Source organism: Niabella sp. CPT15-335-S11 (assembly GCF_058792415.1).
The window spans coordinates 1,397,291-1,423,019 of sequence record NZ_JBYTEI010000001.1 but is presented as its reverse complement, the minus strand read 5'-3'; the positions used below and the strand labels follow the sequence as shown (position 1 = coordinate 1,423,019).

Annotated in this window: 25 protein-coding genes; 9 read left to right on the top strand and 16 right to left on the bottom strand. The window is 46.9% G+C overall.

Annotated elements, in window-relative coordinates; genetic code table 11:
* Positions 1-174: 174 nt before the first annotated feature.
* From AC3WS5_RS05720 to AC3WS5_RS05705, 4 genes are read right to left on the bottom strand one after another with little or no spacing between them, the layout of a single operon-like run.
* The gene (locus tag AC3WS5_RS05720; RefSeq protein ID WP_492466294.1) at positions 175-1,722 is read right to left on the bottom strand and encodes a hypothetical protein; all 1,548 of its coding nucleotides are present in this window, start codon (positions 1,720-1,722) and stop codon (positions 175-177) included.
* A gap of 18 nt (positions 1,723-1,740) precedes the next feature.
* Positions 1,741-2,883, bottom strand: coding sequence for a glycan-binding surface protein (locus AC3WS5_RS05715; RefSeq protein ID WP_492466293.1), 1,143 nt, complete (start codon positions 2,881-2,883; stop codon positions 1,741-1,743).
* 54 nt (positions 2,884-2,937) lie between these two features.
* Complete coding sequence (locus AC3WS5_RS05710) at positions 2,938-4,638, bottom strand: RagB/SusD family nutrient uptake outer membrane protein (protein WP_492466292.1); 1,701 nt, start codon at positions 4,636-4,638, stop codon at positions 2,938-2,940.
* Positions 4,639-4,649: 11 nt separating this feature from the next.
* Positions 4,650-7,853 (bottom strand): SusC/RagA family TonB-linked outer membrane protein, encoded by a 3,204-nt coding sequence (locus AC3WS5_RS05705; RefSeq protein ID WP_492466291.1) that lies wholly within the window; start codon positions 7,851-7,853, stop codon positions 4,650-4,652.
* 398 nt (positions 7,854-8,251) lie between these two features.
* Between AC3WS5_RS05705 and AC3WS5_RS05700 the strand changes: the two genes are divergently transcribed.
* Entirely contained in the window at positions 8,252-9,040 is a 789-nt protein-coding gene (locus tag AC3WS5_RS05700) for a sulfite exporter TauE/SafE family protein (protein WP_492466290.1), read from the top strand.
* Positions 9,041-9,059: 19 nt separating this feature from the next.
* Here the strand turns inward: AC3WS5_RS05700 and AC3WS5_RS05695 are convergent, their stop codons facing one another.
* Positions 9,060-9,518 carry a DUF983 domain-containing protein gene (locus AC3WS5_RS05695; RefSeq protein WP_492466289.1) on the bottom strand — a complete coding sequence of 153 codons (459 nt, stop codon included), beginning with the start codon at positions 9,516-9,518 and terminating at the stop codon, positions 9,060-9,062.
* 25 nt (positions 9,519-9,543) lie between these two features.
* A complete protein-coding gene (locus tag AC3WS5_RS05690; RefSeq protein ID WP_492466288.1) occupies positions 9,544-10,839 on the bottom strand; it encodes a UDP-N-acetylmuramoyl-tripeptide--D-alanyl-D-alanine ligase in 1,296 nt (431 codons plus the stop codon).
* Positions 10,840-10,920: 81 nt separating this feature from the next.
* Here AC3WS5_RS05690 and ispF point away from each other — a divergent pair, with 81 nt between their 5' ends.
* From ispF to AC3WS5_RS05670, 4 genes are all read left to right on the top strand, one after another.
* Entirely contained in the window at positions 10,921-11,400 is a 480-nt protein-coding gene (gene ispF, locus AC3WS5_RS05685) for a 2-C-methyl-D-erythritol 2,4-cyclodiphosphate synthase (protein WP_492466287.1), read from the top strand.
* Positions 11,401-11,511: 111 nt separating this feature from the next.
* Positions 11,512-11,955 carry a dUTP diphosphatase gene (gene dut / locus AC3WS5_RS05680; protein ID WP_492466286.1) on the top strand — a complete coding sequence of 148 codons (444 nt, stop codon included), beginning with the start codon at positions 11,512-11,514 and terminating at the stop codon, positions 11,953-11,955.
* Between the two features lie 44 nt (positions 11,956-11,999).
* A complete protein-coding gene (lolB1, locus tag AC3WS5_RS05675; RefSeq protein ID WP_492466285.1) occupies positions 12,000-12,794 on the top strand; it encodes a lipoprotein insertase outer membrane protein LolB1 in 795 nt (264 codons plus the stop codon).
* A gap of 32 nt (positions 12,795-12,826) precedes the next feature.
* Positions 12,827-14,383, top strand: a complete 1,557-nt coding sequence (locus AC3WS5_RS05670; RefSeq protein ID WP_492466284.1) for a murein hydrolase activator EnvC family protein — start codon at positions 12,827-12,829, stop codon at positions 14,381-14,383.
* 49 nt (positions 14,384-14,432) lie between these two features.
* Here the strand turns inward: AC3WS5_RS05670 and AC3WS5_RS05665 are convergent, their stop codons facing one another.
* The 9 genes from AC3WS5_RS05665 to AC3WS5_RS05625 all read right to left on the bottom strand — a co-directional run bounded on the left by AC3WS5_RS05665 (position 14,433) and on the right by AC3WS5_RS05625 (position 21,840).
* On the bottom strand, positions 14,433-17,021 hold the full coding sequence (locus AC3WS5_RS05665) for a phosphoenolpyruvate carboxylase (protein ID WP_492466283.1): 2,589 nt from the start codon (positions 17,019-17,021) through the stop codon (positions 14,433-14,435).
* Between the two features lie 207 nt (positions 17,022-17,228).
* The gene (rplQ, locus tag AC3WS5_RS05660) at positions 17,229-17,801 is read right to left on the bottom strand and encodes a 50S ribosomal protein L17 (RefSeq protein WP_492466282.1); all 573 of its coding nucleotides are present in this window, start codon (positions 17,799-17,801) and stop codon (positions 17,229-17,231) included.
* A 137-nt stretch (positions 17,802-17,938) separates the two neighbouring features.
* Positions 17,939-18,940, bottom strand: coding sequence for a DNA-directed RNA polymerase subunit alpha (locus AC3WS5_RS05655; RefSeq protein ID WP_492466281.1), 1,002 nt, complete (start codon positions 18,938-18,940; stop codon positions 17,939-17,941).
* Positions 18,941-18,996: 56 nt separating this feature from the next.
* Positions 18,997-19,602 (bottom strand): 30S ribosomal protein S4, encoded by a 606-nt coding sequence (gene rpsD / locus AC3WS5_RS05650; protein ID WP_492466280.1) that lies wholly within the window; start codon positions 19,600-19,602, stop codon positions 18,997-18,999.
* A gap of 212 nt (positions 19,603-19,814) precedes the next feature.
* On the bottom strand, positions 19,815-20,216 hold the full coding sequence (gene rpsK, locus AC3WS5_RS05645; protein ID WP_492466279.1) for a 30S ribosomal protein S11: 402 nt from the start codon (positions 20,214-20,216) through the stop codon (positions 19,815-19,817).
* Between the two features lie 164 nt (positions 20,217-20,380).
* The gene (rpsM, locus tag AC3WS5_RS05640) at positions 20,381-20,761 is read right to left on the bottom strand and encodes a 30S ribosomal protein S13 (protein WP_492466278.1); all 381 of its coding nucleotides are present in this window, start codon (positions 20,759-20,761) and stop codon (positions 20,381-20,383) included.
* A 99-nt stretch (positions 20,762-20,860) separates the two neighbouring features.
* Positions 20,861-20,977, bottom strand: a complete 117-nt coding sequence (gene ykgO / locus AC3WS5_RS05635) for a type B 50S ribosomal protein L36 (RefSeq protein ID WP_224018341.1) — start codon at positions 20,975-20,977, stop codon at positions 20,861-20,863.
* A gap of 39 nt (positions 20,978-21,016) precedes the next feature.
* A complete protein-coding gene (gene infA / locus AC3WS5_RS05630) occupies positions 21,017-21,238 on the bottom strand; it encodes a translation initiation factor IF-1 (RefSeq protein WP_492466277.1) in 222 nt (73 codons plus the stop codon).
* Between the two features lie 218 nt (positions 21,239-21,456).
* Positions 21,457-21,840: a hypothetical protein gene (locus tag AC3WS5_RS05625; protein ID WP_492466276.1), complete on the bottom strand. Its 384-nt coding sequence runs from the start codon at positions 21,838-21,840 to the stop codon at positions 21,457-21,459.
* A gap of 102 nt (positions 21,841-21,942) precedes the next feature.
* Between AC3WS5_RS05625 and AC3WS5_RS05620 the strand changes: the two genes are divergently transcribed.
* On the top strand, positions 21,943-22,437 hold the full coding sequence (locus AC3WS5_RS05620) for a metallophosphoesterase family protein (protein WP_492466275.1): 495 nt from the start codon (positions 21,943-21,945) through the stop codon (positions 22,435-22,437).
* 80 nt (positions 22,438-22,517) lie between these two features.
* Here the strand turns inward: AC3WS5_RS05620 and AC3WS5_RS05615 are convergent, their stop codons facing one another.
* Positions 22,518-22,976, bottom strand: coding sequence for a hypothetical protein (locus AC3WS5_RS05615; protein ID WP_492466274.1), 459 nt, complete (start codon positions 22,974-22,976; stop codon positions 22,518-22,520).
* Positions 22,977-23,061: 85 nt separating this feature from the next.
* On the opposite strand from AC3WS5_RS05615, the gene rpe reads away from it, so the two are divergent.
* The 3 genes from rpe (at position 23,062) to AC3WS5_RS05600 (ending at position 25,699) form a co-directional block, all read left to right on the top strand.
* Positions 23,062-23,721, top strand: coding sequence for a ribulose-phosphate 3-epimerase (gene rpe / locus AC3WS5_RS05610; protein ID WP_492466273.1), 660 nt, complete (start codon positions 23,062-23,064; stop codon positions 23,719-23,721).
* Between the two features lie 171 nt (positions 23,722-23,892).
* Positions 23,893-24,909 carry a PhoH family protein gene (locus AC3WS5_RS05605; RefSeq protein WP_492466272.1) on the top strand — a complete coding sequence of 339 codons (1,017 nt, stop codon included), beginning with the start codon at positions 23,893-23,895 and terminating at the stop codon, positions 24,907-24,909.
* 202 nt (positions 24,910-25,111) lie between these two features.
* Positions 25,112-25,699 carry a nuclear transport factor 2 family protein gene (locus AC3WS5_RS05600; RefSeq protein WP_492466271.1) on the top strand — a complete coding sequence of 196 codons (588 nt, stop codon included), beginning with the start codon at positions 25,112-25,114 and terminating at the stop codon, positions 25,697-25,699.
* Positions 25,700-25,729: the final 30 nt, after the last annotated feature.

The window sequence follows — 25,729 nt, the reverse complement described above, 5'->3', positions numbered from 1 at the left end:
TACCCCAGTCGATCCGGATGGAACAGGATACCTATGTCAGCGGCTCCACCGGATAATAGGTTACCCGCAGCGTAAAATTCCTTCTCTTGCCAGTCGCCCATAAAAAATCCTATCGCAGGTGCCTTGATGCGGTCCAGCTAACGTAACTCCCACATGAAAACGCCTTTTGCGACTCTACCTCAACCCCACTTCATCAATATAAATGGACCCTGACCATCCATTTGACTGCAAGACAACCTCCTTCAGCGGATTTGGCGATCCGATAGCCGACAGTTGGAAGATGACTCTCGTCCACTCACCTTCAACAATTGGGGGTGACTTGTAGGCGTGCGACCAGTCGCCATTGATAACGAGGTTCAATAATTTTCCACCTGTCCCTGGTGTGCCATATACGGAGAATTCAAGGGTGGTCAAACCCGTGGTGGCAACCCCCGCATTATTATGGAAAGTAATTCCCTCGTAACCGCCCGAACCATAAGTGGCAAAGATGCTTCGTGTACCTTGCCGTACCACCGTCGAACTATTGAAGTCGTTGGTTGCCCAGGACCAGTTTTGAAATCCGTTCTGCAGCGCATCTGTATAAATCGGCAACGTAAAATCGGGCAGCGGCGGCAGATCGCCGGAAATACGAAGTGTGGCAGCAGACTCAACCACAACGCCCGAACTGGCAACCAAACCAACCACGCCGGATACGGCTTCTCTCGGTATTTTGACAACGAGCTGAGTTTCCGATTGGCTGACAAAAGTGGTAATGATACTGGAAGCGCCATTTAATTTTACACCTTTGACAAGATCCAGGTCGGTCCCGGTGATTGTAAGATTAGTTTCGCGATCGGCCGGATTTGGTGAAAACCCTTCAATTCCCGGCAACAGTACGTGCATGTCAAATGAGGAGATCACACTCACACCCGAATACGCAACCAGCGTGATCTTGCCCGCTTTCGCTTCGGGAGGTACCTTCAGCACGATCTGTGTCGCGGATCTGGATACGAACGTTGAGATAGCCCTGGAGACTCCCGGCAATTTGATCTCTTTCACCAGATCCAGGTCACTGCCTGCGATGGTAATATTGGCTTCGGGCCTGACCGGATCCGGCGTTGCGGATGCTATTGAAGGAAGGGTGACCTGAATCACCGATTCTGTGGAGAATTGTTTGGGTTCGGTACCGCTGATCGAAAAGATCCACTTCCCCGTTTGAGCCGTCATAGGGACGGTGAAAACTAACTGGCTAAGCGATGCCGACGTAAACTTTGTCACCAGGCTGTCTGAGGGAATAAGGATCGATGTGATCCAGTTCAGGAATGACCCTTGCAAGGTTATAGCCTGCCCGGGGCGAACGGTTGAAGGCATGCCGGTGATTTTCACAGGTACATTAAAATCAATCATCGCCTTTGATTCAATATCACCGCTTGGTGATTTTAAAATCAATTTTCCCCTGACGGCTTCTTTCGGAACAAGAACGACAATCAGATCTGATCGTTGCAGGACGAAAGCTGATTTTGGGATCTTCACGCCTCCAAGTGTCAGCTCTGTTACCTGATCCAGGTTCCTGCCGATAATCTTTATGCTATCGCCGTGAAAAACGCCGGCAGGACCATAGCTGAGTAATTCTACTTTTCCACTCGCTACACCGTTATCGTTCTTTGAGCATGAAGTCATAGACACGGTCAGTATCAGCAGAACGCAGATCAGCAGAAAAGATACTTTGAAAATATTTTTCATAATCTGTCAGATTTGAATCTATTTAATAGTTTTTGGAACCACCCTGAAATTATCGAAGCAGATATCCGCATCCCATCCCCCAGAGGCGTGACCGATCAAAATCCGGCTCCAGTAACCGTTGGGATTGACTGTAGGTTTGGGCGTATACTCCGCAAACACTTCAGTCAGTGGAATAACAACTGTCATCCATTGTCCCTGAGTGTCAAAGGGCGGCTGCCATTTGTATCCATTATTATCTTCCGCGCTGAGGCAACAATTTATCTTTACTACGTTCCCGTTATATGGCTTGAGCGTATTCACTTCAAACTTGAGGTAATAATCCTCCGGCTTCAGAATAGCTGCATCAGGAATATTTTTACTGTGCTGGGGCATGGATGAAGCGGGCCCGCCGGCTAATTCGTTCCAGCTCCAGGAACCTACTTTTTTGGTGAAACGTATATAGTTCCCGCTGATCAGGGGAGGATCTGAAGGGCCGGGGTTGCTGACCACATAGCTGGCGTTCCACCATCCTTCATATGGATCACTGTCGATGAAATGATTACGCGGGTCTCTGAATACAAAATCTGATTTAGTTTCCCCAAAATTGGTTTTCACTGTGATTTGCCCGGCCGGCACCCCGGCGGGTATCTTCACCTGTAACTCCTGATCTTTCACTGAGACAATCTCAGCGGTTTTACCTCCGGTAAAAGTAACCGTTACCGGAGCATAGAAATAATTTCCCCTGAATGTAGCGATGCTTCCATCGTTTACAAACTCACAATCCATACTGCTCAGCAACGGTTTACTGATCTCTACCCTGAAATTGTATAACAACTCATACCCGCTTTTGAAAACTATCTTCATTTGATTTGTGATAGTCTGCGGAATCTGACTGGGTACCGATACCAGGATCGAATTCCTGCTGATATAGGTCGGTGTCAGCCTCGATTTCTGATCATTGAACCAAATGGCAATGGCATCCTCCAAATTGTCGCCTACAATGGCGATAAGCCTGCCCTGGCCCGCTCCCGAAAGCAATGAGTCGGAAGCCTCGGGATTGGTTACCCTAACATAACTTACGGTAGGTGTACCTCCGGAAGTCTCCTTCTTACAGGAAACCATCGAAAGAATGGTCACCACCGCAACCAGAAAAATCAGCAAATATTTATTGATTGATTTCATCTTTTAGTAGTTTAAATGTTGATATAATTTAAACAGTTTCTTTTGCGCAAATTCCTATGGGTATTCCACAGGTGCTTTCTTCAAATTTGGCGCCTGACCTAGTTCCACATTTGGAATAGGCAACAGGAAGTTTCCCTCGTTGGCGTTGATCATCCGTTCATTGAACCAGGATGTTTTGGTGAAAGTCCACTGTGTTGGGTTTGGCATCTGATCAGGTTGTGTAAAAAACAGGCCCCGATCCTGACTGTTCAGGATGCTGAATGCCTTTGCCGGGTTCCAGTAATGCAGACTGACCAAATCATACCAGGCCATACCTTCCATGGCGAACTCCTTAAACCGTTCGGAGAAAATTGCATCCAGTGTCAGCGGTCCATTGGCGTTAGCTCCGGATACAATCCAGGCGGGCAGGCCAGCCCGGGTATGCACGCGGTTAAAATAATCAATGGCCGTCGCGTCTGAAGTTGAGGCACTATTACCAACCGCAGCCTCAGCGTAAATCAGAAACATCTCCGCCAACCGCATCATATAAGTATGATTGGGATAGTGTTGCTGTGATGCAATGCCCGCCAAATCAATAGGTGAACCAATGACATACTTCTTAATAGACAGGAAATTATTACTATTAGAAGCGCTCTGGTTAAATCCGGTATACGGAAAGACGAGTTTTGTCTTATCTGATACCTTTGTAATTTCCGGATAGTAAAACCCGGGAAGCATAAAGGTCGCATGAAGCCGTTGATCCAGGGTCCTGCCTTTCAGTGTGCCATCGGGTTGCTGATTAAATCCGTCATACTGTTTGATCATCCACCAGGTAGCACCCTTATCACCTCCCCATCCGCCAAAAGAGATATCCGGATTATAAGCCAGGTATTCAGGCATGCTGTTATTGGTACCCCATACATTAGATCCGGAAAAAACCCACTGCAGTTCAAACAGTGATTCATTGTTATTATTATACGGGTATTTGAAGAGGGTTTCATAGCTGCTCAACAGTGTCTTTCCACTATTATTTATCACTCGTTGGGCATAATATTTCGCGCTGTCCAAAAACTCCTGCCTCCTTGAACCGCCGCTGGATTCAACGCCGGCGCGTGTCAGATAGAACCTGGCCAGCATACCTTCAGCAGACCATTTGGTCAGCCTGCCCGGCTGCGGCGCCGTCTCCGGCAGATCAGTAGCGGCAGCCTTCATCTCCCTGGTAATAAAGCGCCATACACTGGGAATAGTATTCCTGGTTATAGAGGAGTCAAACAGATGGTCAAAATTGTTTTCGATGACCGGAACAGGTCCCCAGTTCATCACCAGGAAACGATAGGCCAGCGCCCTCATATACCTGGCTTCGGCGATAGCTGTCTTTTTTACCTGTGGCGATACGGCGCTTCCACCGTACCTCGCAATGTTGTACAGAAAGAGATTAGACTGTCCAACAACATTGTAAAACGCCCGCCAGGAGGCGCCGTTCTCGCCGTTATCCCCCGTTGTATTGAACATGACATTACCGCGGTCGTTCCAGGCGGAAAATGCGGTGCCGCCGCGAAAGTCGCCCAGGTTGTACATGGCTTTATCGTTGTAGTCAAACCAGACTTCGCTATATAGCAGCGCTGTACCGGCCATCACCTGCTCATCTGTCTTATAAAAATTAGCGTCAACCACAGAGCTTAAAGGTGGTTTTTCCAAAAAGCTCTTCTTGCATCCGAACAACCCGGGAAGCAGGAGGAACAGGAAAATATATCTTACGGATAAATAGTTTTTCATATTCAATATGTTTAGAAATTAACACTTAGGGTTGCTGTGTACATCGGTGTCAGCGGATACCGCCCAAAATCAATACCGGTTGCCTGATTAGAGCCACTTGAGCCGGTGCCCACATAGGCACCGATCTCGGGGTCATATCCCTTGTACTTTGTAATCGTGAACAAGTTCTGTGCACCGATAGTTGCCCTTAAACTCCGGATCACTTTTGTGTAACCCAGCAGTTTCGCCGGGATGCTATACGAAAGTGAAATATTCTTGACCCGGAGATAGGATCCGTCTTCCACAAACCTGCTGTTAATCCGGCCGTAATTATTGTCATTAGCAATCTGGTTACTGGACATCCGCGGAATGGTCGTTTCGGGATTTGACAGCACGACCTTTCCGTTGGGATCTGTAATGACTTTAGCATAATCCATGGCATCCTTCAATAAATTTCTGCTGAGGTTGATATTATTGGGGTTACTGGCCTCGGCGGCTATATAATTGTACACATCATTGCCATAAGCGCCGGTAATCAGCACACTCAAATCGATACTCTTATAACTGAAAGTATTGGTGAAGCCTCCGCTGACTTTCGGCCAGGGGTTACCAATGAATGTCATGTCATTTACATCAATGATACCATCGGGTGTTCCTTTTGGTCCGCTGATATCTTTATACTTCACATCTCCCACCCATATTCCGGTCTGTGGATCCGTGGGCCTGCGTTTACCGCTGTTATCCACCGGTACCGGACTGTTATTTACTTCATCTACTGATTTGAAAATACCCTCAACAATATACCCTCTGAAAAGCCAGGGTTCCTTTCCGATGGCCGCACGTTGCGTCCAGTTATTCATCCACCAGGAAGTCCGGTCTATAAATGCGTTTTCGGAATTGAGGGATGTTATGATACTTTTAAAATGGGAAAGGTTCAGGTTAGACTGCCACCTGAAATCTTTTTTATCGATGATATTGGTGGTAATGGTGAAGTTCCAGCCTTTTGTTTCCAGCGATCCGGCGTTAACCAGCGGAGCGCCTACAGAGCCGGGACTTCCGTTCGTTCCCATATACCAGGGAAGGCTTGCGGGCATGATCAGATTGTCGGTTGATTTCACATAGTAGTCTGCTTCAAGGGTGATTTTGTTCTGAAGCAGTCCGAGGTTCAGACCGAAGTTGTTGGTCTGGGTTTGCTCCCATTTCAATTTTGGGTTCGTGAAAGTTGAAGGGCGCAGTCCCGTTCCCCAGGGTGTCGCGCCGGTGGAGAGCGGTGCGTAGATACCTGAACCCGAGCCCTGGTTACCGGTTACCCCGGTTTCATACCTCAGTTTCAAATCGCTAATGAAGGGCACATTGAAAAACTTTTCATTATTTACCCGCCAGGCTGCGGATACCGAGGGGAAATTACCCCATCGATTATCGGCGCCGAAGTAAGGCGATCCGTCCCTGCGGAAAGTGGCCGTGACCAGGTAACGGTTATCGTAATTGTAATTCAGCCTTCCCAGATAGGACTCCATGGACCAGGGGTAAGTGCCACCTCCGTTGGTGGCTGAAGTGGGATTACCTGCATTCACATCAAAGATATCATTGGTCAGGAATCCCGTCCTGCCCGCGGAAAGGGCCTTCCATTCGCTTTCCTGGGCCTCGTGGCTCACCATCAGGTGAATATTGTGTTTGTTTATCTGACGGGTGTATTCCAACAGCTCATTCCAGTTCCAGTACCAACTGGAATAAGTTCCGCTTTGCAGCGAAGACAGGGTATTGTAATGCCATTGATCAATCTTATAGGTGGGTGTATAATAGGTAGAGAGTCCATTTCCGACATTACCGTTAAATGAGGTTCGAAAGACCAGACCTTTAAATATATTTATCGCCAGGTTAACGCCGCCCAGGAACTGTCTTTTCATATTGTTATTGGTAATCAGGTTTGCGAGCGCTATGGGATTGATGGGAGCAAACTGATTCGCACCATTAACGGGGTCACTTCCCCCCCAGGAACCGTCCAGGTTGGTTACAGGGATTTGAGGGGTTAGTCTAAGCGCGTTAGCAATAAGTGGGCTTTGGGCGTCTCCATAATTGGTGGACGTAAGTTTTTCATTGGTTTGGTTATAACTGAGATTTGCTCCGAGAGTTGCCCATTTCCTCGGCTTATTGTCGAGGTTTAGCCGGAATCCGTAACGTTTGAAACCAGATCCTTCGGCTACACCTTCCTGCTTCAGATATTCTCCTGAAAGATAATACGTAGTATTTTCGGAACCGCCGCTTAGGTTAAGTTGATGTTTGTTCATCGCTGCATTATTGAACAACTCTTTTTGCCAGTTCGTACCCTCACCCAGTAAAGAGGGATCCAGGAATTCTCCGGGCGTAGCTCCTCCCGCAACGGCATGATATTCTTTTACCATCTGAGCATACTCCCTCAGGTTCATGACCGGCAGATTTTCGGGTGGTGTTTGGAGACTGTATTGATAGATATAATTGATTTTAACATCGCCCGCCTTCCCGCGTTTTGTGGTGATCAGCACTACTCCGTTTGTGGCCCTGGAGCCATAGATTGCCGTGGCCGATGGTCCTTGCAGGATCTGGATGTCATCGATATCCGAAGGGTTCAAACCAGACAGGGGGTTTGATGAACTGGACGAACCATACGAAACATCTGAGCTGGCCTGGATTTGAACACCGTCTATCACATAGAGCGGCTGTGTGGCATTCAGCGAGCTGATACCCCTGATATTTATCGAAATGCCACCACCGGGTTGTCCTGAATTTTGCGTGACATATACACCGGCTGCCCGTCCCTGAATAGCCTGCTCGATGGTGGTGTTGACCGTCTTGTCAATGGCGGCGGCTGAAACCGATGTTTGGGCCGTCGTGAGGTTTGCCTTTCTGGCTAATCCGTATCCGATTACAACCACCTCGCTCATCCTGTTATCGGAAACATCAATCGATTCAGTAATTTCAGATCTGTCCATAATCGAGATCTCTTTCGGTTTGGCCCCCACATAGGTGATCACCAGCGTGGTTGCACCGGCTGGGACCTGAATACTAAACCTTCCGTTCGGATTGGTGCTGGTGGCCAGCCGGGTATTTTTCACTGTTACCGTTGCGTTGGGCAACGGGTAACCGTTCTGATCCTGGATCACCCCGGCCACTGTCCGGCCCTGAGCGAATAGCTCCGGAGAAACAAGTAACATCAGGAGAACCAGCATCATTAATTGCAAGAATCTAGGTTTACTCATAATGCATGATTGAATGATTATATAATACAATAGGAAATAGCAAACGAGAAATCGAAAGGGAACAGCAAGAACCAACACATATGGCTTAACTCAGGTCTCAAGATAATTGCTTTCCCGCAAACTGATCCTTAACAAAGTTATAACAACTTTCGACAATTGTAACCGATTGCAAAAATATTTTTTCCAGGTTCCGGAACCTGTTTCCCGCCCAGTTTAAACCGAGGTAATTGGGGTTGATGTTACCCGGTCGGGGTCCCATGACCTGGCTTTCTGGTTTTTATTTTCGATGTTGTCAGGTTCAGATTCTCCGCCCCTCATGTGTAACTAAAATCACGAATTATAAACGGGGATTTAGTTTCTTTGCTCCCTTACTTCGGGTCACTTAAAAATAAATTCTGTTGGAAATCATTGGATACTTCATATCGTTACTCATTGGCATTTCTCTCGGTTTAATCGGCAGTGGGGGCTCCATTCTGGCTGTGCCGATTCTGGTTTACTTGTTTAAAGTCACACCTGAAAACGCCACCACGCACTCCCTGTTCATCGTGGGTATTACTTCCTCCATCGCGTCTTTCCGGCATCACAGGCTGGGCAACCTCAAACTGAAGGAGGCGCTGATCTTTGCCGCCCCTTCGTTAGTGACACTCTTGCTTACCCGGAAATATCTCTTACCAGCGATACCCGAAGTCCTTTTCAGCGCCGGCAATTTTACCCTGACCAAACACATACTGATCATGGTGGTGTTTTCCATCCTGATGATCGCAGCGGCCGTTTCGATGATCCGGCGAAGGGAAACAACCGAAACAGGAGTCGCCTCACCATTCCGGCTTGCAATCATCGGTTTGATCGTTGGCGTTATCACGGGCTTCCTGGGCGCGGGAGGAGGATTCCTGATCGTGCCGGCACTGCTGTTTTATGGGAAGATGGACCTCAGGTTTGCGATTGCCACTTCCTTATTCATTATTACGGTCAATTCCCTGATCGGTTTCCTGGGTGATGTGATAAACAGGGTTCAGTTCGACAAGATCCTGCTAGCGAAAGTGTCGGGGGCCGCCATTGTCGGCATGTTTATCGGTATGGCCATCTCCAAACGGATTGATGGCAAGAAGATGAAACCCTTATTCGGCTGGTTTATCCTGTTGATGGGCATATTCATCATCATCAAGGAGCTGTGGTCCACCTACTGAGACAGCCTCAGCCTGCACTTCACCAGTTATTGCCCTGATCGTCATTCAGTCGTTCCGAAACGTCGGCCGGATTGTTTTCATTCCAGTATGGATCGAACCTCACAAACCAGGAGATCCACACACTGCGGGAAAGCCTCATCAAATAAGGCTGAAGGACCACTAAGAGCACTGCATTGGTAAATATCCAGTAAAGGAACCGGTTGTCATGGGCAGAAAAACCGATGATCACCCACCATGCAACGGCGCTGGCAACACTGATGGCAACAGATAAAGCATAACTTACATAGCTCGTGCCATAATAAAAACCCACTTCAATTTCTGTAGGCTGACCACAAACCGGACAGGTCTTATTCATGTCCAGGACATGTCTGAATCCAAAACGATACGGTCGGGCGAATAGTTTTCCCTCCCTGCATCTTGGGCACCTGCAGGCTACCACTGAAGCCAGATAATTTCCGGCTGATTTTTCAACACTCAATTTGCGAATAATTAATTTTTCAAAATTAGGCGATCCCACCCAGGTCCGGAATTTTTTCCATAGCCGTAGTCCGGCTTCCTTTCACGAGAAACCAGGTGTGTTCAAAATTCTGCTGCCGAAACCACTTCCCTGCCGTTTCGCTATCTTCAAAATAACGATACTTGTCTTTAAAAGGTTCAAAAGGCAGACCGACAAGAACCACGTCGGTCCAGGAAAATTTTTCGATCAGCTTAACAAGGTTTTCATGCTCCTTAACGGTCTCGGAACCCATTTCAGCCATAGCGCCCAGCATCAGCACTTTACGGGGTTGTGCGATGCCCGCAAAATTCTCCACCGCTTCTTTCATGCTGGTCGGATTGGCATTATAAGCATCCAGAATGAAAGTATTGGTCCCCCTTTCAATCAGTTGTGATCTGCTGTTGGATGGAATAAATTTTTCAATGGCATCTTTGATCTGATCGAATGGCACACCCATTTCAATGCCTACGGCTATCGCTGCCAGCACGTTGGGGAGATTATAGGCGCCAACCAGACGGGTGTCTATGGGTACAAGCCCCTGCCCGATTTGTACGCTGATTTTTAGGAAAGGAGCACTTTCTGTCACTGTTCCCGTCACCGATGCATCATGCGTACCATAGGTCAGTATCCGATGGATCCCACGGCTCATTTCACGCAGATAATCATAGTCCCACATAACCCAGGCCGTACCATCGCCCCGTTCCCTCAGATGGTCGTAGAGTTCGCCCTTGGCCTTCCTGACACCCTCGATACTGCCAAACCCCTCCAGGTGCGCCTTTCCGCAATTGGTGATCAACCCGTGGGTAGGATCAGCTATCCTGCAATAACTTTCAATTTCGTGCAGATGATTGGCTCCCATTTCAATAACGGCGATTTCTGCATCCTGTCTGATTTTCAAAACGGTAAGCGGCACGCCGATATGATTATTCAGATTACCCTCAGTCGTGTAGACGGTAAATGCCCGGCTTAGTACCGCATGAATCAGCTCTTTGGTTGTTGTCTTGCCATTGCTTCCCGTGATGGCAATAAAAGGTATATTAAACTGTCTACGGTGATATCCGGCTAGTTCCTGCAAGGCTGTCAGCACATCTTCAACAAGCAGGGTCTTCCCGGGTATTTCATATTCCTTCTCGTCGATAACCGCCCAGGCGGCGCCTGCATCAACGGCCTGTTGTGCAAACCTGTTACCGTTGAAATTATCACCATTCAGTGCAAAAAACAGATCACCCCGTTTCAATTTCCGGGTATCGGTCTGTACGGACGGGTTTTTGAGAAAGATGTTGTACAATTCCGGGACATTCATTCGACAAAAATAACTATCTGGTTGTTTTTTGAAAAAGTTATCTTCTATACCCTCCGTTCCGCTATTTTTACAAAAAAACTCATGTCGTACAGAATTGGTTCGGGTATTGATTTTCACCAGTTGGCCGAAGGGCGTGATCTTTGGATCGGCGGAGTAAAGATCCCACATCACAAAGGGGCAGTGGGGCACAGCGACGCAGACGTATTATTGCATGCCATTTGCGATGCCCTGCTTGGTGCCCTGGGCCTGGGGGATATCGGCATTCATTTTCCAAATACAGACCCACAATATAAAGATATCGACAGCAAAATCCTGCTGGAGCGATGTGTGACCATGATCAGAGAAAAAGGCTATCAGATCGTTAATATCGATTCCACGGTTGTCTTGCAGGAACCCAAAATAAAAAACTATGTACAGGCCATGCGGGCCGCTATTGCACAGGTAACGGGACTGGACACCGGGGATATTTCCATTAAGGCTACAACCGCCGAACTGCTTGGCTCAATTGGACGGCAAGAAGGCCTGATGGCCTCTGCAACAGCCCTGTTACAAAAAGCTTAAAATTCACTCCCAATCCCATGTGGAAGCTGACCTCGTCTTCCCGGTAACCGCCTGTCCTTTTTCGTGTACCAAAGGTTCCGGCTTTGATATGAAGGAATTATCTTTGCCACGATGCCTTTTCTGGAAGTAAAAATTGTCAATCACTCGGCGCATCCTTTGCCCGCTTATGCGACCACGGGTGCATCGGGTATGGATCTAAAAGCGTCTTTGAAAGAAACGGTTAGACTCAAGCCCCTGGAGAGAATACTCATTCCAACCGGGCTGTTCATTGAACTGCCCGAAGGCTATGAGGCTCAGATACGCCCGCGGAGCGGACTGGCCCTGAAACAGGGGCTCACCTGCCTGAATACTCCGGGGACCATTGATGCAGACTACCGGGGAGAGATCAGGATCATCCTGATCAATCTTTCCAACGAAAATCAGTCTGTAACCGATGGAGACAGGATCGCGCAAATGGTGATTCAAAAAGTAGAAAAAGTACAATGGAAAGCCGTTGAAGCGTTAAAAGAAACAAAAAGAAATACCGGCGGTTTTGGTCATACCGGCACCGAATAATCAGGCACGGTCGTTTAGTTATGCTGGTTTTTAACATTGGAGAAATGAAGAAGATATTATATCTGAGTATGGCCGCGCTGATACTGGTGTCCTGCAGAGCTGCGAAGAAAATTCAACAACCGGTATCAGGGCCACCTAAGGATACAGTGACGGCTAAGCCACCCGTGGATTCGGTTGTTACCGCGCCGGATCTCTCGGGACTGAACCGCGTAAAGTATCAGACCTTTTCCGGAAGGGCTGAAGTTGATTTCGCCCAGGACGGAGGCAAAAAGAATAATTTCGATATTAAGGTGAACATGCTGCGCGACAGTATCATATGGTTTTCAGCCACCGGTCCGCTGGGAATTGAAGGCATGAGAGGTATAATCACGCGCGACTCAGTTAAGATCATTAACCGGCTGAACAGGGAATACATTCAGCGGAGCATTTCCTACCTGCAGGATCAGTTGGGGCTGCCGCTTGATCTGAATTCCATGCAGGATCTTTTGGTTGGCAATCCCGTGTTCATCAATATTGACAGCAGCCATGTTATCCGGAATGAGCAGGGATGGCTAATCAGTAGCGAAGATCGCGGAATCAGTAACCAGCTCCTCGTCACGAACCCCGGCCTGCTTCCTACTTTCAGTAAACTGGCCGCTATTGACTCGTCAAGGAAGAGATCAGCAGAATTAAGTTATAGTGATTATCATCCGGAAGGAAACGCTTCTTTTTCAACGCTGCGAAATATCCTGATCAAATACAAGAAAAACATCACTATTCAGTTACGTTTTGGTAAATATAATTTTAATCATGAAATATCAACGCCGTTCGCTATCCCCAAAGGATTCAAGGTAAAGTAAATAAATGACTCTGACCTCAATCAATATTCTGCATGTTTAGCGTAAAACATATTATTTTCGGAGTGTTGCTGACCGGAATTCAGGTAGCTGCAACAGCACAAAAAAGCAGCGATAAGTCGTCCATGGTTAACGAGCGCGCTCAAATCCAAAGGGAAATGAATGAGATCCAGGTTGCCCTCAAGGCGGTGAAAGGTCAAACGCGGGTCAACATTTCGCAGTTGGCATCCCTGAACAAAAAGATTGATTTGCAGGAGAAATACATCAACAATATCGGCAAAGAAATTCACCTGCTTGATGATGATATTTATTATAGTGCCCTTGAAATCAGAACACTGAAGAACCAGCTCGACACGCTCAGAACGCATTATGCGCGGACGGTGGTTTATGCCTACAAAAACCGGAGTAACTATGATTACCTCAACTTCATATTTTCGGCAGGCAGTTTCAATGACGCGATAAAAAGGATTGCTTACTTAAAAAGCTATCGCGATTACCGGCAAAATCAAATCAGTGACATCAACAAAACCCGCGATCTGATCGCCAGCCGCTACGATCGGCAATTAAAGCTGAAAGACGGAAAACAAAAAGCATTGGTCAACAGGTCTGATGAGTATACCGTACTAGAGCACCAAAAACGGGAAAAAGATTCAGTTATCACACAGTTAAAATCACAAACCAGCGATCTGCAGAAACAGTTTGCGAAAAAAAAGCACAGGGATAGTGAATTAAACAGCAGCATAAAATCGGTCATCCGGAAGGAACTGGCGGAAGCTCAGCGGTTAGTCAGGGAAGACGCTAAAAAACGAGCTGCCGCGGAGACCAGGGCCCGCGCCGAAGCCCTGGCAAACCAACAAAGGGAAGCTGAACGGAAGGCGCTGACGAACGCCAGGGAAAAAGATATTGCACGTGCACCCGAAACGCCCGCGGTGACCGAAGGAGCAGGTGAAGGGGCTGAGATAAAAACGACTAATCTCCCAAAACCGGGTAAGGTAACCAGTGGGCCGACGCTGAATACGAGGACTGTCCCAACCGGAACAAGTCGTTCACTTACGGCCAGGGCAAATCCGATCCGTGTGGAAAATCCAGCGGGCGCCGCCGAAGTCGCGCGGCCAGAACCGGTAGCCACGAGCAAGCCAACGGGAGGATACCTGAATTATAAACCGGTCGACGTATCCGTAAACAACAGCTTCGCTGCTCACCGAGGTACGCTTCAGGCGCCCGTAGATGGCGTAATTACCCTTGGATTCGGACGTTACCGGATTGAAGGGCTTGGGCCCGATATTGTAGGAGATAATCCCGGCGTGACTTATTCCGCGGCGGTCGGATCCCCGGTTCGCGCTGTTTTTGACGGTGAAGTAGCCACCATTTCAAGTGTTGGGGGCATGTCATTTGTCGTTCTCAGACATGGAAAGTATTTCACAGCCTACAGTAACCTGTCTTCCGTAAACGTAAGCAAGGGCGCTGTTGTTGCCAGAGGTCAGACTCTCGGGAGAGTGGGCGCCGACGAGGAAACGGGTAATGGCAAGCTGGATTTCCTTTTGATGATTGAGGACAGAAATGTAGATCCAAGGGCCTGGTTGGGCCGTTAACCGCCCGGAAACACGAGGCACTATTCCACCAAACAATTTTCTTCTTTGATCACGCTGAATTACGCCCGGCATTGATAATACCAAAGGAGCATCTAACCACCAGTTTCCGGTAAATCTCTTTCAACCCGTCTGTTGTAGCCCCCGAATGTTCTTCAGCCCTGATCTTAGCCAGCGCATACTGCTGAATAGTGGTAAGCGGCAGGACGATTCTCTCCCGCATTTCGATCGAAAGTTTTTCAACCGGGTAATCGGCCATTAAATAAGGCTTTCCCGATAATTTAAGCAGATACTTTTCAGTGAGCTGAAACTCATCATAAATCATTTGCCAGATTGGTCCGAACTGCTGATCATTCTTTAGATGGGATGTCAATGGAAAAAAGGATTTAGACATGGCCATCTCGCAATTATCCAATAATGTCTTAAGGAACTGCGATCCGTGATAGAGTTTCTTTAGTGCGTCAAACTTACCGATGTATTCCATTTGCCTCAGCGCAGTTCCCACGCCAAAGAATCCCGGCACATTCTGTTTTAGCTGGCTCCATGCTCCCGCAAACGGGATCGCACGCAAGCCCTTCAGGGAAACCGTGTGAGCTGAGCTCGCCCTTTTTGCGGGGCGACTCGCGATATTTGTATCGCTGTAATACATGACCGGGCTGATCTCGTACAGGTAATTAGCGAGCTCAGGATGGTCACGCAACTTTTTGTAATGATCATAACCATAAGATGAGAACTCCTGCAACAATTGTTCATCCTGCCCGGGAAAAGACGGATGTTTATCTGCAAACAATTGGTTGGTGATGCCGGCTGTAAGCAATTGCTCCATATTGAACTGCGCCGAATCAATCACTCCGAAATTTGCACTCACGGTCTGCCCCTGGATCGTCAGTTGTATTTCTTTGTTGGAAATATTATTTCCCATCGACGCGTAAAACTTGTGCGTTTTTCCGCCTCCTCTTGATGGGGGACCTCCCCTGCCATCAAAAAATGCCACGTCAATTTGGTAATGCCTGGAAACCCGTGTAAGCTCTTCCTTAGCCCTGTAAATACTCCAGTTAGCCATCAGGTATCCACCGTCTTTTGTGCCATCACTGAAACCGAGCATGATGGTTTGGATTTGTCCCCTCCGTTTCAGGTGATCCCGGTAAAAAGGCAGACTGTACAGCTCGCGCATGATCCCCGGAGCGTTCTGAAGGTCATCAATGGTTTCGAACAGCGGTACAATATCTACCTTCACTTCTTCCGGGGGTACCCCGGCCAGTTTAAAGAGCGTAAATACTTCTACCATATTCAGGATACTATTGCACTGGCTGATGATATACCTGTTACAGCCGGCCTCACCGTTAGTCTCCTGTATTCTCTGGATTATAGCCACAGATTGGATAGTGTCCTCAGCAATGGGATCGTCCGGAAAAGAAACGGGCAGACCGGCCTGAATGTGGAGCAGGGCCTGGATCTTATGATGTTCATCTAAATCATCGTAATTCGCAGGCAGTATACCCGCATCTGACGCGGCTAACTTTTTAAATAATTTCTGGTGTATCGAGCTATCCTGCCTGATGTCGAGCGCAGCAAAATGCAACCCAAACACGTCCACTTTATTGATCAGGCTTTCCACCATGTATATGAAAAGACCATTATGTCTTTCAATAAGAATGGCTCTGATCTCTTCAAGGATGTTTCTGATCTCACCGGCTGATAAACCTGTGTCTGCCCCAGGGATAAACAGGTTATCATAAATTTTTTGCTCAAGCTCCTGCAATAGTACTTCCACACCGTCAAAAGTCAGGCGCCTCTTTAGTCTCCTGACATCCAGGTAATAACATTTCAGAATAGCCGAACGAAGTGCTCCCGCAACCTGAAGGGTAATTTCGCTGGTTACAAACGGATTCCCATCCCTGTCCCCACCAGGCCAGAATCCCATCTGCAGGATGGATTTATTTTCCGGTAATACCGATGGGAGCTGCGCTTTGATCGTATCAATAATGCGGCCTGCCGCCTGGTAGAACACGTTCTCAAGGTACCAGATCAGACTGACAGCTTCATCATAGGGCGAAGGTTGCTTCTTCTTAAAAAAAGGAGTCTTCCCAAGTTGCTGTAGCAACTTGTTGATTTCGATTGCATCATTTCTGACCAGGGACCGGCTCAGGTCGTGGATTATACCCAATACCGAACCCGGGTAAAACTGGGTGGGGTGAGCGGTCAGCACCAATCGTATAGAGAACGTATTTAATACGTTTTTCAATTTTGCCGCGATATCCTGCTGTGTTATCTCAGACAACAGATGTTTGAGCGTACCTGCTCCGTTGACATCGTGCGTGGCTTTAAAAGAAGCGTCTTCGAGTGCATCAAACAAAACTACCTGCCTCTCTACGTATTGAATAAACCTGAAAAGCAGATCCAACTTTCCCTTCTCGTCCTGGTAATTAGTATGTGCGTTAAAAAATTCCTCCACAATTTCTTCCGGGCTGAGTTGGCGCTGGTATCCTTCTTCACATTCATTCAGGAACAGGGAGAGAAGAATTCCCGTCTTCTCTATCCTGTGAAAGGGCAAAGAGGTAAAGAGACTGCTGTATAACTGAAATCTCGTGCCTACTTCGCTTTTAAAATGATATAAGCTCCTGCTTGCGACAATATCCATTTTTTAAACCCGTTTTTGTTTTGTTTCAACTTTCCGGCAGGCAATGCGGTTCAAGATAATATTTTTTCGCGACAGGTGCTGCTTTTTTTGCAGTCTCCAAAAAAATGCCCCGCAATTGCGGGGCATTATCCTAATTTTCTTCGGCCGGTTTTCTCGTTACTGACCAGGTAAATTTCTCATTACACTGTTCGCAACGCCCGGCGTCGGCTAACTGTTTTTTTCTCCACCTTCAGTGTCAGTCTTTTCAGCGGCAGGTGCTACCTTCTCTGATTTTGCTGCCTCATCCGCTACAACCTGTGCTTCCTGGGCAACCGGAGTTGCTTCACTTACGGTTCCTTCTGTTTCAGATTTCTTACGGCTACCACTACGACGACGACTGCGTTTACCGGCCTTGGCATCGCCAACACCCTTGCCATAAATTTCATTGTAATCCACCAGTTCAATCAGGGCTTTCTCAGCGGCATCCCCCGGCCTGGTCCCCAATTTAATTATTCGGGTATATCCACCGGGACGGCCCGCCACCTTAGTGGCCACCTCGTTAAACAGTACAGTAACTGCTTCTTTATCCTGCAAATGGCTGAATACAATTCTGCGCTGGTGCGTTGTGTTATCTTTACTTTTTGTGATCAGCGGTTCGACAAACACACGCAGGGCCTTTGCTTTGGCGAGCGTGGTTACGATACGCTTATGCTTGATCAACTGGCTGGAAAGATTTCCCAGCAACGCATCCCTGTGCGCTTTGGTCCGGCTAAGATTTTTGATTTTGTCTCCGTGACGCATGACTTATTAATTTTAGATTTTTGTCTGCTTTCTTACAAACGCAAATCCGGTTAAAAAATTCGATTGTACCGTGTCAGGAATTACAATCTACTTACGATATATATAATTTTTGGTTTTTATATCCTCAGACTGAACTATCAGTTCTCGTCTTTTTCAATACCCAGTCTTTGCAGGTCCATACCAAAGCCCAGACCTCTTTCTATCAGCACCTGCTCGATTTCGGAAAGGGATTTCTGTCCGAAGTTTCTGAACTTCATCAGATCTTCCTGCTCGTACTGCACCAGTTCACTCAGTGAATTGATTTTCGCAGCCTTCAGGCAGTTAAACGCCCTTACAGAAAGATCCAGGTCTTCCAGTGGGGTTTTCAAAACCTTGCGAAGCTGTAGGGTTTGTTCGTCCACCATATCTTCTTTCTTCTCTTCCTTGTTATCGAACGTGATATTCTCATCGGTGATAATCATGAGATGCTGAATGAGGATACGGCTTGCCTGCTTTACCGCTTCTTCGGGATGAATAGTTCCATCGGTAACAACGTCCATGATCAGCTTTTCGTAGTCGGTCCGCTGTTCAACACGCGTATTTTCGATACTGTATTTTACGTTCTTAATTGGAGTGTAGATCGCATCCACGGCTATCAGACCTACCGGAGCATCTTTTACTTTGTTTTCTTCCGCAGGTACATAGCCGCGTCCTTTCCCGATGGTTAATTCAACGTCCAGTTTAGCGGTTGCATCCAGTGTACAGATCACTAATTCAGGATTCATGATCTGGAATGAAGGGGTCGCATCGCCGATCATTGCGGCGGTGAATTCTGTTTTGTTTTTTACAGAAATAGAGATTTTCTCACCTGCTATTTCGTGATCAACTTTTTTCTTAAAGCGTACCTGTTTCAGATTCAGGATGATTTCCACAACGTCTTCGCTGATTCCTTTGATCGTTGCGAACTCGTGATCGACACCCTCGATCTTAACGCCTGTAATTGCATATCCTTCCAGGGAGCTTAACAATACCCTGCGCAGGGCATTTCCGATGGTTACACCGTAACCCGGCTCCAGAGGTTTGAACTCAAACTGAGCCTCAAAATCAGAAGCTTTCTGCAGTATAATCTTGTCGGGCTGCTGGAAATTTAAAATTGCCATATGTAGATTAGTATTAAATGATAAAGGGTCAGCGCCGGTAGCGCTCACCCAAAAAATTACTTACTGTACAATTCCACGATCAACTGTTCCTTGATATTTTCCGGAACGCTTTCCCTTTGCGGGAAGGTGATGAAAGTACCGGTAAACTCAGTTTCATTGAAATCGAGCCAGTTGAATTTCGGGTTTTTTGCCCGTACCTGGCTGGTGATGGATGTATTGGATTTACTCTTCTCTTTCAGGGTGACAACATCCCCGTTCGTTAACTGATAAGAAGGGATATTCACGACCTCTCCATTCACTTCGATGTGTTTGTGGCTTACCAATTGGCGCGCTGCCGGACGGCTTGGCGCGAATCCCATACGGAAGACTGTATTATCCAGCCGGGATTCCAGTAATTTAATCAGGTTTTCACCGGTAACGCCCTTGCGGCGGTTTGCTTCTTCAAAAGTCTTGCGGAATTGTTTTTCCAGGATACCGTAGGTATACTTTGCTTTTTGTTTTTCACGAAGCTGAAGCGCATATTCCCCGAGTGTTTTTCTCTTGCGCTTTTCGCCGTGCATACCGGGCGGGTTGCTGTTCTTACCCAACCATTTACCATTTCCTAAAATAGGCTCTCCGAAAATACGGGAGATTTTGGTCTTTGGACCATTGTAACGTGCCATACTATACTTTCATTTAAGCTTTTTTAAAAACCGGTACGCCAATCCATAAAAAGCTTTGGAAAAAATTAATTGGGTACCCTTTATTAAAAATGAAAAGCCATTTGGCTATATGTCTGCCATTCGTTGAAACCCGGTGCTGTAAACGACTCGGGCTCTCCTCCTGGCATACTTTGAAAGATCTAAGTGTCTTCCCAACGGAAGAGCAACAGGACTTATACCCTGCGTTTCTTGGGTGGGCGGCAGCCGTTATGCGGCAGCGGGGTAACGTCTTTGATCATCACGATCTCAATACCAGATTGAGAAAGCGAGCGAATAGCGCCTTCCCTGCCGGATCCCGGACCCTTAACGTATACATCAACTCTCTTCAAACCAGCGTCGTAAGCCACTTTGGCTGCATCTGCGGCTGCCATCTGTGCTGCGTACGGTGTGTTCTTCTTGCTACCGCGGAACCCCATCTTGCCGGCGCTGCTCCAGCTGATCACCTGACCGCTTTTGTTGGTCAGGCTGATGATAATGTTGTTGAATGTTGCTGAAATGTGCGCGTCGCCGTATGCGTCTACTTTTACAATTCTTTTTTTAGCCGCGGCCTTTGCGCTTAATTGTGCTTTTGCCATGAGAAATTCAGGTAATCTTTTAATTTAATAATTCATTTCGCAAATTGCGAAACCCAAACCAACTCTCCGCCTGCACCTGGAATCCGCAGTTGGTCCGGAAAAAACTGGTGCAAATCCGGTTGTTCCACCCTCGCATATAACGGCGGAGGCCAAACAGCCAGATCTTATTTCTTAGCTGCTTTCTTCTTACCAGCAACTGTCTTCCGTTTTCCTTTGCGGGTGCGACTGTTGGTCTTGGTGCGTTGTCCACGAACAGGAAGTCCTTTTCTGTGGCGCAAACCACGATAGCAGGCAATATCCAGCAGTCGCTTGATATTCATTTGTACTTCACTGCGCAACTGGCCTTCCACTTTCAACTCTTCCGTGATGGTTTGGCGGATAGCATTCAGATCCGCATCATCCCACTCATGTACCTTCTTATTACGGTCAATATTATTCTTGTCAAGAATATACTTTGCCGTAGAGGGACCGATCCCATAAATATAGGTCAGTCCAATTTCGCCTCTTTTATTTTTTGGTAAGTCAACACCGGCAATACGAGCCATATGATAATTTAGATTTTGATATTTACTTTTAAGATCTTACAGTTTGTGAAGAGCGCCCCATTTCACCCATATTCAGGGTAAAACCAAGCCGATCCGGAACTATCCCTGCCTTTGCTTAAAGCGGGGATTTTTTTTGTTAATTACATAAAGCTTCCCTTTGCGGCGTACAATTTTGCACTCTGCGCTGCGTTTCTTAATGGATGCTCTTACTTTCATATTCTTATTTTTAAAAAAAGTTCAATAATTCGCGGAAAGCTAATTTTTATACCTGAAATTGATCCTTCCCCTCGACAGGTCATAAGGGCTTATCTCCAACCCCACCCTGTCACCAGGCAAAATACGGATGTAGTGCATTCGCATCTTACCCGAAATAGTCGCCAAAATCTCATGACCGTTCTCCAATTTCACCCTGAACATCGCATTAGATAACGCTTCCAGAATCACTCCATCCTGTTTAATCAATGGTTGTTTGGCCATAAAAATTTTTGGGGTGCAAAGATACGAAGTTTTTATTAATTATAGATCCGTTCGGGTGCTTTTTTGTCCCGGCAACAGATCAAAAGTACTAATTATCTTGTATATTGTTGATTATCAGCTATATACGCATACAATCAAGCAACCCGATGGGTTTTTGTTCCGTTATGGTGATTACCCCGCATGTCACCGGCTGTTTTCTTCCGGGAATCCGTTGAACCTCAGGAATTCAGTGGCATTTTTGTCATCTGTTCAAAAATATTCTGAAGTTCATGAACCATCAACGGCCGGTCGAACTGGCGATGATCTTCGCGGTACCAGGTTTCTACCATCGAAAAATCGGTTGGCGCCCATAACCTAAAGGCGCCTTTTCCATACTTAACCCCATTTTCTGCCTCCATTTTAGTAAAACCCAGCCTGAGCAACTGGTTTTCATCAACCGGCAGACCCGACACCTGATCGATGTGGTACCAGAATTCCTGGATGCCATTGTCAACACATACTTCGTGTTCTTCGAGACTAACCCGCAAAACAGTACCCTCTCGCTCCACCCCTTCATCATTTAGTTTCACCCAGTCGCCCGTTTTAAGGTCTGTAAGTTGCATAAAATAACGTTTTATGGTTAGGTTAAAGTTACGAAGACCACTTTGATTTGAATCAATGAAGCACAAATAATATTTTTATCTCAAATTTAAAATCAAAAAGGGATGTTGCGGATTGGACTGCTATCAGATACACATGGCTTTTTAGACGAAAAAATCTTTGTTCACTTTAAAGATTGCGATGAACTATGGCATGCCGGTGATTTTGGGGATTTGTCACTGGTAGAGCGACTGCAGGCCTTTAAACCCTTACGAGGTGTATACGGAAACATAGATGCCCAGGCGGTCCGGAACATCTTCCCCGAGGTCAACCTTTTCAACTGTGAGGGGATCAAGGTGATGATGAAACACATCGGAGGTTATCCTCCCAACTATAACAGAGAAACCAAACGACAACTGATCGTTGAAAAACCACAACTATTTATTAGCGGGCATTCACATATTCTGAAGATCATTTACGATGAACAACTTCAATGCCTGCACATGAATCCCGGTGCATGCGGCCGCCAGGGCTGGCATAAAGTCAGAACCCTGATTCGGTTTACCATCGATGGAAATGACATCCGGGATTGTGAGGTCATCGAACTCGGTAAAAAATAAGCAGGCACTTCCCTTAACCGGTCAATCAGGCGAACCGGAATCAACAATTAAAAACTATTGCTGGAATGAAGCCTCGTTGCTCAAACCCAACCGCGCCCTTGTCCGATTTCACGGAAGGGCCATGGAATGGCTGCCAGTATAATGATCAATGCCAGTACATAAAAAAGTACTGTTTTGCGATGCTTTTTCCGATCGGATATATTTTTCTTCGCGTAGGATTTTCCAATATGAACGAGGATAATAGCCAGGGTCATCATGCTGATATGCTCAACCGCGAAAAATCGGTACACGGGAGTCTTCATGATTTCTGCCATTCCAAAGTGCTGAAAAAGATACAGACCATATTGCCCCGTAAACCATTGATAAAGTCCTATCAGCAGCATGATGTCACAGGCGATCATCAGAAACAATCCAGTTCTCCGGTGTCCGGCGGTAAATGGTTTGTTCCCCCCTCCAAGGCTTTTGAAAATGGCTAATAGCAATAAAAACAGGATCACCCAGCGCAGGAAGCTGTGGGTATGAAGAAGAGCTGTCTCCATGTTAATTAAATTAATTGGTTTTGTTGATGTTTGCGAATATAGGGATTTCAGGGAATTTGGCTTAATTTGCGCTAAATTCTGAGCAATGGCATTGATCGCTCCTTCGCTGCTGGCTGCGGACTTCCTGAGATTGCAGGAGGAATGTGATTTGGTTAACAATAGTGATGCAGACTGGTTTCACCTGGATATTATGGACGGGCGTTTTGTTCCTAATATCAGCTTTGGGCCGATGATGGTTGAATTTGTTAAAAAAATTGCCCAAAAACCCTGTGATGTACACCTGATGATCGAAGAGCCGGGAAATTACGCTGAAGCTTTCCGGAATGCAGGTGCGGATCACCTGACCGTACATTTCGAAGCCTGCCCCCACCTTCACCGCAACGTGGAGCAGATCAGGTCGTTGGGTATGAAAGCAGGTGTTGCATTGAATCCACATACACCTGTAGCGTTACTCGCAGATATATTGCATGATTTAGATATCGTGCTGATCATGAGTGTAAACCCTGGGTTTGGCGGACAGCAGTTTATCACGCATAGTATTCAAAAGATCAGGGAACTGAAAAAAATGATCCGGGAGAGAAATCTGCGTACGCAAATAGTCGTCGACGGGGGTGTGACATTGTTAAACGCCGCCGCGATCCTGGAAGTAGGCGCCGATGTTCTTGTCGCCGGCACTACAATATTTAAGGCGAATGACCCTTCGCAAGCAATCTCAAAACTTAAGCAGGCAAATGTTAAATTATAATTTCCAGGCCCTGAAAATCCACACCTGTGAATAAAAATTATTTCAGTGTCAGGGTTTTCCTGAATAAATTTGAATTAGAAGGGCAGGCATTTGTAAACTAAATTATACAGATGATGAGCTATATCCCGGTTCGCCCTTTGCCGGCCACGCATATTCATAAAAAATGCTGAATTGACCGAGACAATTATTAACCTTGAAACCGTAAATCCCATTGAGTTTTTTGGCGTAAACAACGGGAAGCTGGACATCCTGAAAAAAAAATTCCCTCTCCTGAAAATCTTATCGAGAGGTAAACAGATAAAACTGAGTGGGTCCCCCGAACAGATTCAGGCGGCTACAGAGAAAATCAACCTGGTCATCTCCTACATCGAGCGAAATGGTCACATGAGTGAGAATTATTTTGACCAGATTCTGGGTGGCGATGATGCGGAATCGATTGACAATTTCGTTGAGCGCCATCCCAATGATGTGCTGGTGTTCGGGCCAAACGGAAAGTCGGTCAGAGCCCGGACCGCCAACCAGAAAAGACTGGTGCAGGAAGCCGAAAAAAATGACATCGTATTTGCGATCGGCCCGGCAGGGACCGGCAAAACCTATACTGCCGTTGCCCTTGCAGTTAGAGCTTTGAAGAATAAACAGGTAAAAAAAATCATCCTCACCCGTCCCGCCGTCGAAGCCGGAGAAAGCCTCGGGTTTTTACCGGGTGACCTGAAAGAAAAGATCGACCCATACCTGAGGCCCTTATATGATGCGCTGGATGATATGATTCCTGCGGATAAACTCGGTTATTATATGACCACGCGGGCTATTGAAATTGCACCACTGGCCTATATGCGCGGCCGCACGCTCGACAATGCCTTTATTATCCTGGACGAAGCGCAGAATGCCACCGATCTCCAGATAAAAATGTTCCTGACTCGGATTGGCGCAAACGCCAAAGCGATTATTACGGGCGACCTGACCCAGATTGATCTGCCCCGGAACCAGCGGAGCGGCCTTCAGACTGCCGTTCGTATCCTCCAGAATATACAGGGTATAGGTCACGTTGAACTGGATGAAGAAGACGTGGTACGCCACCGGTTGGTGAAGGCAATCATCAAAGCCTACCACGCGGAACACGAACGCAATACAGAAAATTCTAATACAGGTAATCGGGACCAGCATTACAGGCCCGACAGTAATACCTGAAACCCGCTATTCGGTTAGCTTCACTGTCGGCCGAACGTCCCCGACTAATGGCTTCCGGTTCGCGCCGCGGCTATACTGCTGGTCATTTCTGAACCGGCGTAAAGTTTCTTGCACGGCAAATCCAGATGGAACACTCGTTGAAAAAGTGACTAACGTCCTGAATAGAACAATCCTTAAATTTGTATTAGATAAAAGAATTTTGATGAAGAAAAGCACTTCAAACCTTTGTTGCCTGATTCTGCTTATAACCCTTTTCTTTGCGGCCTGCCGGTCGTCGGGGCCGCATGGTCCCAACGCCGTTTTTAACTCGTTCATTGAATCGCTTTCAAAAAACGATCTGAATGGAGCTGCCAGGCTCACCACGGAAGATAGCCGGCACCTGATTGACATGATCAGGAGAGGAATGGAATGGTCGGAGAAATTAAGAGATCGGGGATCTGCAACAGATAGTACAAAAGTGTTTAGCAACCTTGAAGTGGGCGAAGCGCTAATTTCAGGGAATACGGCTACAATCCCGGTGCGGCTGAAATCGGAGAAAAGGGTTCTGACACAATTCAAGCTCATCAAAACAGGAGAAAACTGGAAAGTTGCGTTAACATTGGAAAACCTGGCTGCTTTGGGCCGGCATAAACCCAAAAATGATGCCGACTTGATTATGGACAGCACCCACAACCTGAACCCCCAGGATATTCAACATTCGATGGAACTGGCCGATAGCATTCTCAGAAATATGGATCCTGGTAAGGTTGAAGAAATCCAAAAAAACCTGGAAAAACATAAATCTGAATAATCGGTTATAAAGTTTTTATTTTGCAGGCAT